The organism is Catellatospora sp. NPDC049609, assembly GCF_040675365.1.
In the GTDB taxonomy this organism is placed as follows: domain Bacteria; phylum Actinomycetota; class Actinomycetes; order Mycobacteriales; family Micromonosporaceae; genus Catellatospora.
This window is the reverse complement of the sequence record NZ_JBFAOU010000212.1, coordinates 1-12,854: the sequence shown is the minus strand read 5'-3', so window position 1 is coordinate 12,854 and position 12,854 is coordinate 1. Positions and strand designations below refer to the sequence as shown.

The following is a 12,854-nucleotide window of genomic DNA, read 5'->3' as shown; positions in this document are numbered from 1 at the left end:
AGCGGGCGCTGCACGTCGCCGAGCAGAGCCTGCCCGGCGTCGTCGCCCGGCTGCGTCCACCATGGTGACCATGGCACGACCACAGAAGAAGCCCGAGCAGCGGCCCGCCGCCTGCCCGTGCGGCACCGGGCAGGCGTACGGCGAGTGCTGCGGGCGCTGGCACCAGGGTGCCGACGCGCCCACCGCGGAGCAGCTCATGCGCTCGCGGTTCAGCGCGTTCGCGCTCGGCGACCCGGCGTACCTGCTGCGCACCTGGCACCCGACGACCCGGCCCCGCGAGCTGGACCTGACCGGCGGGCCGCGCTACACGCGGCTGGAGGTGCTGGGCACCGACCGGGGCAGCTTGTTCGACACCGACGGCACGGTGCTGTTCCGGGCGCACTACCGCGACGGCGGGCGGCCCGGGGTGCTGGAGGAGCACAGCCGTTTCGTCCGCGAGGGCGGCCGCTGGTACTACGTCGAGCCGCTCTGACCAGCCGCGCGACCCGGCGACCGGCGCCGGGCCGCGCAGTTGTCCGGTTACACGCCGGACAGGGTCTGGACGGTGCCGGCGGTGAGCAGGCCGTCGTAGTAGGCGCCGCCGGGGTAGTAGGCGGCGGTCGTGGTGCCGCCGGCGCCGTCGCGGGCCCAGGCCACGGCCAGGGTCTGCAGCGCGGCGACGTTCTTGGCCTGGGGCGTGCCCGAGGTGAGCGTGCACAGGCCGTCGGTGCTGGCGCCCTCGGCGTCGCAGTGGCAGCCGCTGGTCAGCCGCACCCCGAGGAACGGCCGGGCCACCTCGCCGGTCAGCGCCACGGTGCCGCTGGCGTCGCTGTTGGCCAGGTACGGCGGCGACGAGATCGCGTACATCGGCAGCGGGGTGGTCCGCAGGCCGCGGAAGGCGTCGACGGTGCTGGAGCCGACCGGTGACTTGACCGGGTCGAGCAGCACCAGTGACCTCACCTTGGCGAACTGCGCCGGGTAGGTGGTGCGCAGCCGGTTGGCGACGTAGGAGACGACCTCGCCGCCCGCCGAGTGTCCGGACAGGACGTAGGCGGTGGGCAGGGCGAGCCCGGCGCGGCCCGCCCTGGTGCGGGCGTCGGTGAAGCTGCGCCCGAGCTTGTCGTTCGGGTCGGTGGCCTTGCCGAGCAGGTCGGCGACGTTGTTGAGGAAGTCGGTGTTGTTGCCGATGTTGTTCACGGTGCAGCCGTAGAGGTTCGCCGACGGCAGGGTGGGCGCGAATACGAGGAACCCGGCGGCGGCGTAGTGCTCGGCCAGGTCCTGCATGTTGCCGTTGCTGCGGGAGAAGCCGTGCTGGAGGTAGACCAGACCTCGCGGGGTGCCGGACGGGAAGTACCAGTCGGCGTTGGCGCGCATCGTGTAGAACGCGCAGCGGATGTCGACGGTGTTGCTGACCTCGACCACCCCGTCGGCGGCGGACGCCGGGGCGGCGGGCGCGGTCAGCAGCGAGGTGGCGAGGGCCAGGACGAGGGCGGCGCGGCGGATCGACACGATGCCTCCTGTTTCCATCATCGAAACGACGTTTCCTTGCGAAGGATTAGGGAGCACTGCTACGGCGCTCGTCAATATGCGGACCGTGCCAACCCTGTGCGCAAATAAATCAAGCACGCTTGACTTTTTTCTGCGGCGGCGGGAGGGTGGTAACCGAGCGGGAGGAGCGCGTGATGGCGGAAATCGAGGCACTGCTGGCCGATCTGGACGCCGAGAGCGCCGACGCCGATCGCCTCGTCGCGGACCTGCCACCGGACCGGTGGTCGGCGCCGACCCCAGCCGTGGGCTGGACCGTCGCGCACCAGATCGCGCATCTGCTGTGGACCGACGAGCGCAGCCTGCTCGCCGCGACCGACCCCGAGGGGTTCCAGCGGGTGCTGCAGGAGCTGGCGGACTCGCCCGACCCGCTGCGCTTCGTCGACCTCGGCGCGCAGGAGCTGGCCGTGCTGCCGCCACCGGAGCTGCTGAGCCGCTGGCGGCAGGGCCGGGCCGCGCTGCGCACCGCGCTCGGCGCCGTGCCGCCGGGCACCCGGCTGCCCTGGTACGGACCGCCGATGAGCGCCGCGTCCATGGCCACCGCCCGGATCATGGAGACCTGGGCGCACGGGCAGGACCTCGCCGACACCCTCGGCGCCGTCCGCGAGCCGACCGCCCGGCTGCGCCACATCGCGCACCTCGGCGTGCGCACCCGCGACTTCGCGTACGCCGCCAACGGCTTCGACGCGCCCATCGCACCGTTCCGGGTCGAGCTGACCGGCCCGGACGGCGACGTGTGGAGCTGGGGCCCGGAGGAGGGCGCGCAGCGGGTGAGCGGCCCCGCGCTCGACTTCTGCCTGCTGGTCACCCAGCGCCGGCACCGCGCCGACCTGGCCCTGCGCGCCGACGGCGCCGACGCCGACCGCTGGCTCGACATCGCCCAGGCCTTCGCCGGCCCACCCGGCACCGGCCGGGCGCCCAGCACGGCCGGGCCCGAGGCGGCGGCGTGAGCGCCCCGGTGCGGATCGCCAACGTGTCCGGGTTCTACGGCGACCGGCTGTCGGCCATGCGCGAGATGCTCGACGGCGGCCCGGTCGACGTGCTGACCGGCGACTACCTCGCCGAGCTGACCATGCTGATCCTGGCCCGCGACCGGATGAAGGACCCGGCGACCGGCTACGCCAAGACGTTCCTGAAGCAGCTGGAGCAGTGCCTGGGCACGGCCCTGGAGCGCGGGGTGAGGATCGTCGCCAACGCGGGCGGGCTGAACCCGGCCGGGCTGGCCCAGGCGGTCGGCGTGCTGGCCGGGCGCCTCGGGCTGAGCCCGCGCATCGCGTACGTCACCGGTGACGACCTGCTCGGCCGCGCCGACGAGCTCGGCCTGGGGCAGCCGCTGGCCGCCAACGCGTACCTCGGTGCGTGGGGGATCGCGCACGCCCTGGCCCAGGGCGCGGACGTCGTGGTCACCGGGCGGGTGACCGACGCGTCGCTGGTCGTCGGGCCGGCCGCCGCGCACTTCGGCTGGCGGCGGGACGACTTCGACGCGCTCGCCGGGGCGGTCGCCGCCGGGCACGTCATCGAGTGCGGCGCGCAGGCCACCGGCGGCAACTACGCGTTCTTCACCGAGCACGCCGTCGGGCGGCCCGGGTTCCCGCTGGCCGAGGTGTACGCCGACGGCTCCAGCGTGATCACCAAGCACCCCGGCACCGGCGGCGTGGTCAACACCGGCACGGTCACCGCGCAGCTGCTGTACGAGGTGGACTCCCCGCGCTACCTCGGCCCCGACGCGGTGACCCGGCTGGACAGCATCACCCTGACCGAGGACGGCCCGGATCGGGTCCGGATCAGCGGGGTACGCGGCGAGGCGCCGCCGCCGACGCTGAAGGTCGGCCTGAACACGCTCGGCGGGTTCCGCAACGACGTCACGTTCGTGCTCACCGGCCTCGACGTCGAGGCGAAGGCGGCACTGGCCCGCGAGCAGCTCACCGCCGGGCTGCGCCGCCCGCCGCGGGAGCTGGTCTGGCGGCTGGCCCGCACCGACCACACCGACGCGGCCGGGCAGCAGGAGGCGAGCGCGCTGCTGCACGCCACGGTCAAGGATCCCGACCCGGGCATCGTCGGCCGGGCGTTCAGCGGCGCCGCCGTCGAGCTGGCGCTCGCGAGCTACCCCGGCTTCACCATGCTGGCCCCGCCCGGCGACGGCACCCCGTTCGGCGTCTTCACCTCGGCGCTGGTGCCCGCCGACCAGGTCCCGCACACCGTCGTGCTGCCCGACGGCACCGAGCACCCGATCCCGCCCACCCCATCCGCCGCCGAAGCCGCCACCGAGCCCGCCGCCGCGCCTGCCCGTGAGCCGGCAGCCGGTGCGGGATCGGCGGCGGCCGGGGCCCGCACACGGCGGGCGCCGCTCGGGCTGGTCGCCGGGGCGCGCAGCGGGGACAAGGGCGGCACCGCCAACATCGGGGTCTGGGCGCGGTCCGACGCCGCCTATGCGTGGCTGGTCGCGACGCTGACCGCCGACGAGCTGGTGCGGCTGCTGCCCGAGGCGGCGGGGCTGCCCGTCGCGCGGCATCTGCTGCCCAACCTGCGGGCGCTGAACTTCGTCGTCGACGGGCTGCTCGGCCACGGCGTCTCCGCGGGCACCCGCTTCGACCCGCAGGGCAAGGGACTGGGCGAGTGGCTGCGGTCCCGGTACGTCGACATCCCCGAGGAGCTGCTGTGATCCTCCGTTCCACGCTGGACACCGGTGCGGCCGCGTACGCCGGCAACCGGCAGTCGCTGCTGGACAAGCTCGCCGCGCTGGACGCCGAGCACGCCAAGGCGCTGGGCGGGGGCGGGCCGAAGTACGTCACGCGCCATCACGGCCGGGGCAAGCTGCTGCCGCGTGAGCGCATCGAGCTGCTGGTGGACCGGGACTCGCCGCTGCTGGAGCTGTCCGCGCTGGCCGCGTACGGCACCGACTACCCGGTCGGGGCGAGCGTGGTCACCGCGATCGGCGTCGTCGAGCACACCGAGTGCATGATCATCGCGAACGACCCGACGGTGCGCGGCGGCGCGTCCAACCCGTACACCCTGCGCAAGACCCTGCGCGCGATGGACATCGCCCGGGAGAACCGGCTGCCGCTGGTGAACCTGGTCGAGTCGGGCGGGGCGGACCTGCAGAGCCAGAAGGACATCTTCATCCCCGGCGGGCGGCTGTTCCGCGACCTGACCCGGCTGAGCGCGGCGGGCATCCCCACCGTGACGCTGGTCTTCGGCAACTCCACCGCGGGCGGGGCGTACGTGCCGGGCATGAGCGACCACGTCGTGATGATCAAGGAGCGGTCGCAGGTGTTCCTGGCGGGCCCGCCGCTGGTCAAGATGGCCACGGGGGAGGACGCCGACGAGGAGTCGCTGGGCGGCGCGGCCATGCACGCCCGCGTGTCGGGCCTGGCCGACCACCTCGCCGACGACGAGGTGCAGGCCATCGCCATCGGCCGCGACATCGTCCGGTCGCTGCGCTGGCGCAAGCTCGGCGCGGCTCCGGCTCCCGGCGCCGCCGAGCCGCTGTTCGACGCCGAGGAGCTGCTCGGCATCGTGCCGCCGGACCTGCGCGTGCCGTTCGACCCGCGCGAGGTGATCGCCCGGGTGGTCGACGGCTCCCGCTTCGACGAGTTCAAGCCCGAGTACGGGGCGAGCCTCGCCACCGGCTGGGCCAGCGTGCACGGCTTCCCGGTCGGCATCCTCGCCAACGCGCGCGGCGTGCTGTTCAGCGCGGAGTCGCAGAAGGCGACCCAGTTCATCCAGCTCGCCAACCAGACCCGCACGCCGCTGTTGTTCCTGCACAACACCACCGGCTACATGGTCGGCAAGGACTACGAGCAGGGCGGCATCATCAAGCACGGCGCGGCAATGATCAACGCCGTGTCGAACAGCACCGTGCCGCACATCTCCATCCTCGTCGGCGCGTCCTACGGCGCCGGCCACTACGGGATGTGCGGACGCGCATACGACCCGCGCTTCCTGTTCGCCTGGCCCTCGGCGAAGGCGGCGGTGATGGGCGGCGCGCAGCTCGCCGGGGTGCTGTCGATCGTGGCGCGGCAGTCCGCCGCCGCAGCCGGGCGGCCCTACGACTCCGACGCCGACCAGGTCGTACGGACCATGGTGGAGAACCAGATCGAGGCCGAGTCGCTGCCCATGGTGCTGTCCGGCCTCGGCTACGACGACGGCGTGATCGACCCCCGCGACACCCGCACCGTGCTCGGCATGTGCCTGTCCGCGGTGCAGTCCGCGCCCGACCCGGGCCCGGGTCCCTACGGCGTTTTCCGGATGTGACGAGATGATCTCCAGGCTGCTGGTCGCCAACCGGGGTGAGATCGCCCGCCGGGTGTTCCGGACCTGCCGCGAGCGCGGCATCACCACCGTCGCCGTCTACTCCGACGCCGACGCCCGCGCGCTGCACACCCGCGAGGCCGAACTCGCGGTACGCCTGCCCGGCGTCACCGCCGCCGAGACGTACCTGCGCGCCGACCTGATCATCGAGGCGGCGCGGGCGGCGGGCGCCGACGCGGTGCACCCTGGCTACGGCTTCCTGTCCGAGAACGCCGCGTTCGCGCAGGCGGTCATCGACGCCGGGCTGACCTGGGTCGGCCCGACGCCGGACGCCATCGACGCGATGGGCTCGAAGATCGCCTCGAAGAAGCTGATGGCCGCCGCGGGCGTGCCGGTGCTGCCCGAGCTCGACCCGGCCACCGTCACCGAAGCCGACCTGCCCGTGCTCATCAAGGCGTCGGCGGGTGGCGGCGGCCGGGGCATGCGGGTGGTGCGCACCCTCGCCGAGCTGCCCGAGCAGGTCGAGGCCGCGCGCGCCGAGGCGGCGACCGCGTTCGGCGACCCCACCGTGTTCTGCGAGCCGTATCTGGCCACCGGCCGGCACATCGAGGTGCAGGTCATGGCTGACACGCACGGCACGGTGTGGGCGCTGGGCGAGCGCGAGTGCTCCCTCCAGCGCCGCCACCAGAAGGTCGTCGAGGAGGCCCCGTCACCGATGGTCGACGCCGCGATGCGCGAGCGCCTGCAGAACGCGGCCACCGCCGCCGCGGCCGCGATCGGGTACATCGGCGCGGGCACCGTCGAGTTCCTCGCGAGCGCCGACGGCGCGTTCCACTTCCTGGAGATGAACACCCGCCTCCAGGTCGAACACCCCGTCACCGAGCTGGTCACCGGCCTGGACCTGGTCGCGCTCCAACTCGACGTCGCCGAGGGCGCCGCCCTCCCGCCCACCCCGCCCCCGCTGTCGGGCCACGCCATCGAGGTCCGCCTCTACGCCGAGGACCCCGCCCACACCTGGCGCCCCCAGACCGGCCTTCTCCACACCTTCACCCTCCCCACCACCACCGAATTCACCACCCCCACCCCGCTCTCGGCCCGCGGTTTCGGGGAAACCGCAGGAATCGGGGGTGCCGAAAGCGCGGTTTCCCCGAAACCGCAGGGCGCACCCGCCGGGTCGGCGGCGGGCGCGAGTGGCGTGGTGGTGCGGGTGGACAGTGGCGTGACCTCGGGGGACGTGGTGACGTCGTACTACGACCCGATGCTGGCGAAGGTGATCGCGTGGGCGCCGACGCGGGCGCAGGCGGCGCGGGCGCTGGCCGCCGCGCTGGCGCAGGCGCGGGTGCACGGGCTGGTCACCAACCGGGACCTGTTGGTCAACGTGCTGCGGCATCCGGCGTTCCTGGCGGGGGAGACCGACACCGCGTTCTTCGACCGGCACGGGCTCGACGAGCTGGCCCGGCCGCTGGCCGGCGAGGACGCGCAGCGGCTGTCCGCCGTCGCGGCGGCGCTGGCCGCCTCGGCCGCCGAGCGCGCGTCCGCGACCGTCGTGACCGGACTGCCGGCCGCCTGGCGCAACGTCGCCTCCGCGCCGCAGACCCGCGCCTACCAGGCCCCGTGCGGGCGGATCGACGTCGCGTACCGGGGCGGCCGCGGCGGCGTACACCTCGCTGACGGGCTCACCGCCGGGGAGGTCACCCCGACCCGGGTGGAGCTGGCGCGAGGGCCGGTCCGGTACGCCTTCGACGTGGCCGCGTACGACGGGCTGGTCTGCGTCGACTCGGTGCTCGGGCCGGTCGCGCTGCGGCCGGTGGCGCGCTTCCCCGAGCCCGAGGCACAGGTCACGACCGGTTCGCTGCTCGCGCCGCTGCCCGGCGCGGTCATCCGGATAGCCGTCGCCGAGGGCGACCAGGTCACCGCCGGCCAGCCGCTGCTGTGGCTGGAGGCCATGAAGATGCAGCACGAGATCACCGCCCCGACCGACGGCGTCGTCACCAGCCTGCCCGTCACCACCGGCCGCCAGGTCGAGGTCGGCGCGGTGCTCGCCGTGGTCACCCCACCGACCCCGGAGGACACCCCGTGAACCTGCTGGAGAGCGACGAGCGCCAGGCCCTGCGCCGCGCCGTGTTCGACCTGGCCGGCAAGTACGGCCACGACTACTACCTGCGCACCGCGCGCAGCGGCGAGCAGACCGACGAGCTGTGGCAGGAGGCGGGGCGCCTGGGCTACCTCGGCGTGCACGTGCCCGTCGAGTACGGCGGCGGGGGCGGCGGCATCGGCGATCTCGCCGCGGTCTGCGAGGAGCTGGGCGCCGCGGGCTGCCCGCTGCTGATGATGGTCGTCTCCCCGGCGATCTGCGCCACCGTGATCGCCCGGTTCGGCACCGACGAGCAGAAGCAGCGCTGGCTGCCGGGCCTGGCCGACGGCACGCGCATCTTCGCGTTCGCGATCACCGAGCCGGACGCCGGGTCGAACTCGCACAAGCTGACCACCACCGCGACCCGTGACGGCGACGGGTGGGTGCTGACCGGCCGCAAGACCTACATCTCCGGCATCGACCAGGCCGAGGCGGTGCTGATCGTGGGGCGCACCGCCGACGAGCGCACCGGGCGGCTCAAGCCGGTGCTGTTCATCGTGCCCACCGACGCGCCCGGCTTCGCCGCCACCCAGATCCCGACGGAGCTGGTGGCGCCGGAGAAGCAGTACAACCTGTTCCTCGACGAGGTCCGGCTGCCCGGCGACGCGCTGGTCGGCGATCCGGACGCGGGCCTGCTGCAGCTGTTCGCCGGGCTCAACCCCGAGCGCATCATGGCCTCGGCGTTCGCGCTGGGCATCGCCCGCTACGCGCTGTCGCGCGCCGTCGACTACGCCAAGACGCGCACCGTGTGGGGCGGCCCGATCGGCGCGCACCAGGCCATCAGCCATCCGCTCGCGGCCTGCCACATCGAGGTGGAGCTGGCCCGGCTGATGACCCGCGAGGCGGCGCACCGCTACGACAGCGGCGACGACCAGGCGGCCGGGGAGGCCGCGAACATGGCCAAGTACGCGGCGGGCGAGGCCACGGTCAAGGCCGTCGACCAGGCCATCCAGACCCACGGCGGCAACGGCCTGGCCACCGAGTACGGCCTGGCCACGCTGCTGGTCGCGTCGCGGCTGGGCCGGATCGCCCCGGTCAGCCGGGAGATGATCCTCAACTTCGTGGCCCAGCACAGCCTGGGCCTGCCCCGGTCCTACTGACGCCCGGTAGCGTGATCGCCGTGCCGACCACCCCCCTCCGCGAGCCCCGCCAGGACCGCAGCCGCGCCACCCGGCAACGGCTGCTCGACGCCTCGGTGCAGTGCATGGCGGAGCTGGGGTGGTCCGGCACGACGGTCGCGGTCGTGGCGGAGCGGGCCGGGGTGTCCCGCGGCGCCGCCCAGCACCACTTCCCGACCCGGGAGGACCTGGTCACCGGCCTGATCGAGCACATGACCGAGGTGCGCGCCGCGGAGATCGAGTCCGTCGCCGCCGGGCTGCGCAGCGGCCCCCGCCGCACCGAGCAGGTGCTGACCGTGCTGGTCGGGCTCTACCGCGGACCGGTGTTCCGGGCCGCGCTGCACGTGTGGACCGCCGCCGCGGTCGACGAGACGCTGCGGGACAAGGTCCGCCCGCTGGAGGCCGAGCTGGGCCGCACCGCGCACCGGATGGCGGTGGAGCTGCTGCGCGTCGACGAGGAGACCCCGGGCGCGCGCGAGACCGTCCAGGCGACCCTGGACCTGGCCCGCGGGCTCGGCCTGGGCGAGCTGCTGCGGGACGACTCCGCGCGCCGGGCGCGGGTGCTGCGGCAGTGGGCCGCGACCCTCGACACCGTGCTGCCACCGGCCTCCGGAGCGACGTGAGCGCGCGGCCGGCTCAGCGGGTGTGCCGCCGCGCGTGACAACTGCTGGGTTGTCCCGACAACCCAGCAGTTGTCACGCGTTATCGGCCTGCTCGCTGAGGCCGCGGATGAAATCGACGCTGCCAGTGAAGATCGTCTCGGCGTCGTAGTCGAGGGTCGCCACGTGGTAGCTGTCGGCCAGCACGATCTCGGCGACGTCGGTGCTGTTGACCTCGCGCAGCACGATCGCGCTGTTCTCGGGCTCCACCACATGGTCCTGGGCGCTGTGGAACAGACGCATCGGCTGGTCCACCTTCGGCAGGTCGGCCCGGACCAGCCGCAGGAAGCTGCGCAGCGAGGCCGCCGCGCGCAGCGGGGTGCGCTCGTACGCCCCCTCCTGCACGCCCGGCATGGCGATGTCGTTGCCGATGGCCGGCATCGACGCGACCATCCGGGACAGCACCGGCAGCAGCCGGGTCTGCGGCTGGAGCATCGCGACGATCGGGTTCACCAGCACGATCCCCGCCACGTCCGGGCCGTGCAGCTCGGCCAGGCGCAGAGTCAGCGCCCCGCCCATCGACAGGCCGACCACGAACACCTGGTCGCACCGCTCCCGCAGCTCGCCGAACGCGGCGTCGACGCAGCCGTACCAGTCCTGCCAGGTGGTGGTGTTGGCCTCCTGCCAGGTGGTGCCGTGGCCGGGCAGCAGCGGCAGCCGCACCGTCCAGCCCTGCTCGACCAGGTGCTGCGCCCAGGGGCGCATGCTGCGCGGCGAGCCGGTGAAGCCGTGGCAGACCAGCACGCCCACCTCGGTGGAGCCGTCATGCGAAAAGGGGTCGTGCTGCCCGTCTGCCATGCCCGAGATCCTGGCAGGAAACCGCCGCCGGGCCAAGGGCCCGCCGCGCAGCCCGGCCCGCGGGCCCGCTGATCAGGTGTTTTACCAGGCGACCGTGGGTACGACCGGGGCGGTCGCGGCGCCGCCGCGCACGGCACCGCCGTGAAAACCAGCGGGGGAGAGATCATGAGCACCGACGAGGACACCGGCATCGAGCTGGACGACAAGCAACTGCAGCTGGATCTGGCACGCGTCGACAAGACCGGCACATCGCTGACCACCGACCAGGGCATCGGCGTCGACGACACCGACAACTCGCTGCGGGCGGGGCCACGAGGGCCGAGCCTGCTCGAGGACTTCCACCTCCGCGAGAAGATCATGCGGTTCGACCACGAGCGCATACCGGAGCGAGTGGTGCACGCCCGGGGCTCGGCGGCGCACGGCTACTTCCAGCCGTACGACTCCGCGCTGGCCGAGTACACGGTGGCGCCGTTCCTGACCGATCCGGGCAGGCGCACGCCGGTGTTCGTGCGGTTCTCCACCGTGCAGGGCTCGCGGGGGTCCACCGACACCCCGCGCGACGTGCGCGGCTTCGCGACCAAGTTCTACACCGAGCAGGGCAACTTCGACTTGGTCGGCAACAACATGCCCGTCTTCTTCATCCAGGACGGCATCAAGTTCCCCGACCTGGTGCACGCGCTCAAGCCCGAGCCGCATCACGAGATGCCGCAGGCCGCCTCGGCCCACGACACGTTCTGGGACTTCGTGACGCTGCAGCCGGAGACCATGCACCACCTGATCTGGCTGATGTCGGACCGGGCGCTGCCGCGCAGCTACCGCACCATGCAGGGGTTCGGCGTGCACACCTTCCGGCTGGTGAACGCCGAGGGCCGCTCGACCTTCGTGAAGTTCCACTGGACGCCGGTCGCCGGCGTGCACTCGCTGGTGTGGGACGAGGCGCAGAAGATCTCCGGCAAGGACCCGGACTTCAACCGCCGCGACCTGTGGGAGTCGATCGAGGCCGGCGTGTTCCCGGAGTACGAGCTGGGCCTGCAGCTCATCGCCGAGGGCGACGAGTTCGCCTTCGATGAGATCGACCTGCTCGACTCCACGAAGATCGTCCCGGAGGAGGCGGTGCCGGTGACACCGGTGGGGCGGATGGTGCTCGACCGTAACCCGGACAACTTCTTCGCCGAGACCGAGCAGGTCGCGTTCTGTATCGGCAACGTCGTGCCGGGCATCGACTTCACCGACGACCCGCTGCTGCACGCCCGGCTGTTCTCCTACCTCGACACGCAGCTGACCCGGCTGGGCGGGCCCAATTTCGCGCAGATCCCGATCAACCGTCCGGTGGCGCCGGTGCGCAACCACCAGCAGGACGGCTTCCACCAGGACGACATCCCGCTCGGCCAGGCCAACTACCACCCGAACTCGCTGGGCGGCGGCTGCCCGTTCGTGCCCGGCGCGGACCTGGGCGCGCCGACCGCGACCACCTACGTGCACCACCGCGAACTCGTCGACGGGCACAAGGGGCGCAAGCGGTCGGAGACGTTCGCCGACCACTACAGCCAGGCCACCCTGTTCTGGAACAGCATGAGCGCCTGGGAGAAGGAGCACATCGTCGCGGCGTACCGGTTCGAGCTGGGCAAGGTCGGGCACATGCACATCCGCGAGCGGATGGTCGAGCACCTCAACAACATCGACCACACGCTGGCGGTGGCGGTCGCCGGGGGCATCGGCGTCGCCGTTCCCGAGCCGGGGCGGCCCAACCACGGCCGGATCTCGCCGGCTCTGAGCCAGACCAGCCTGCCGGGCAGCGCCGGCGTACGCGGCCGCAAGGTCGCGGTCCTGGTCGCCGACGGCGTCGACGCCGTCGGGGTGGAGTCGCTGCGCGACGCGCTCACCGCCGAGGGCGCGGTGGTGGACCTGCTCGGTCCCGTCGACGGCGAGGTGACCACGGCAGCCGGGGGCACGCTGCTCGTCGACAAGGCGATGAACACCGTGGCGTCGGTGGTGTACGACGCCGTCGCGGTCGGCGGCGGTGACGAGGCCGCGACCGCGCTGGTCGGCGACGGGTACGCGGTGCACTTCGTCGCCGAGGCGTACAAGCACGCCAAGCCGCTGATCGTGCTCGGCGTCGGGGACCGCCTGGTGGAGGCGGCCCGGCTGCCGGTGTACGAGGTCTCCGACCGGGCCGAGGGCGTCTCCAGCAAGCCGATGGCCGGTGCGCTCGACGGCGTGGTGTTCCTGGCCGCGGACGCCACCGGCGACGACGGCTTCCTCACCGAGGTCCGCGAGGCGATCACGGCGCACCGCCACTACGACCGCCCGGTCGACGGCATCGCGGCCTGACCGGCGCGCGCCGCCCCAACGTCCGGCACCCACCCGTGC

General features: G+C 73.4%; 10 protein-coding genes. 8 read left to right on the top strand and 2 right to left on the bottom strand.

Annotated features, from left to right (window positions below; genetic code table 11):
- Window positions 1-70 precede the first annotated feature (70 nt).
- A complete protein-coding gene (locus AB0J67_RS34995; protein ID WP_363489013.1) occupies window positions 71-472 on the top strand; it encodes a YchJ family protein in 402 nt (133 codons plus the stop codon).
- A gap of 47 nt (window positions 473-519) precedes the next feature.
- On the opposite strand, the gene AB0J67_RS34990 is transcribed toward AB0J67_RS34995, so the two are convergent.
- Window positions 520-1,488 carry an alpha/beta hydrolase gene (locus AB0J67_RS34990; protein WP_363489011.1) on the bottom strand — a complete coding sequence of 323 codons (969 nt, stop codon included), beginning with the start codon at window positions 1,486-1,488 and terminating at the stop codon, window positions 520-522.
- A gap of 173 nt (window positions 1,489-1,661) precedes the next feature.
- Here AB0J67_RS34990 and AB0J67_RS34985 point away from each other — a divergent pair, with 173 nt between their 5' ends.
- Genes AB0J67_RS34985 through AB0J67_RS34960 form a run of 6 tightly spaced genes read left to right on the top strand, consistent with a single transcriptional unit; the run spans window position 1,662 to window position 9,650 of the window.
- Window positions 1,662-2,474, top strand: coding sequence for a TIGR03084 family metal-binding protein (locus AB0J67_RS34985; protein WP_363489009.1), 813 nt, complete (start codon window positions 1,662-1,664; stop codon window positions 2,472-2,474).
- Window positions 2,471-4,186, top strand: a complete 1,716-nt coding sequence (locus AB0J67_RS34980) for an acyclic terpene utilization AtuA family protein (protein ID WP_363489007.1) — start codon at window positions 2,471-2,473, stop codon at window positions 4,184-4,186. The genes AB0J67_RS34985 and AB0J67_RS34980 overlap by 4 nt, the downstream gene beginning before the upstream one ends.
- Window positions 4,183-5,778: a carboxyl transferase domain-containing protein gene (locus AB0J67_RS34975; protein ID WP_363489005.1), complete on the top strand. Its 1,596-nt coding sequence runs from the start codon at window positions 4,183-4,185 to the stop codon at window positions 5,776-5,778. Before AB0J67_RS34980 ends, AB0J67_RS34975 begins: the two co-directional genes overlap by 4 nt.
- A 4-nt stretch (window positions 5,779-5,782) precedes the next feature.
- Entirely contained in the window at window positions 5,783-7,855 is a 2,073-nt protein-coding gene (locus AB0J67_RS34970) for a biotin carboxylase N-terminal domain-containing protein (protein WP_363489003.1), read from the top strand.
- Complete coding sequence (locus tag AB0J67_RS34965; RefSeq protein ID WP_363489001.1) at window positions 7,852-9,009, top strand: acyl-CoA dehydrogenase; 1,158 nt, start codon at window positions 7,852-7,854, stop codon at window positions 9,007-9,009. Before AB0J67_RS34970 ends, AB0J67_RS34965 begins: the two co-directional genes overlap by 4 nt.
- A gap of 20 nt (window positions 9,010-9,029) precedes the next feature.
- Window positions 9,030-9,650: a TetR/AcrR family transcriptional regulator gene (locus tag AB0J67_RS34960; protein WP_363488999.1), complete on the top strand. Its 621-nt coding sequence runs from the start codon at window positions 9,030-9,032 to the stop codon at window positions 9,648-9,650.
- A gap of 72 nt (window positions 9,651-9,722) precedes the next feature.
- On the opposite strand, the gene AB0J67_RS34955 is transcribed toward AB0J67_RS34960, so the two are convergent.
- On the bottom strand, window positions 9,723-10,484 hold the full coding sequence (locus tag AB0J67_RS34955) for an alpha/beta fold hydrolase (protein WP_363488997.1): 762 nt from the start codon (window positions 10,482-10,484) through the stop codon (window positions 9,723-9,725).
- Between the two features lie 165 nt (window positions 10,485-10,649).
- Between AB0J67_RS34955 and AB0J67_RS34950 the strand changes: the two genes are divergently transcribed.
- The gene (locus AB0J67_RS34950) at window positions 10,650-12,815 is read left to right on the top strand and encodes a catalase (RefSeq protein ID WP_363488995.1); all 2,166 of its coding nucleotides are present in this window, start codon (window positions 10,650-10,652) and stop codon (window positions 12,813-12,815) included.
- The last annotated feature ends 39 nt before the right edge of the window (window positions 12,816-12,854 follow it).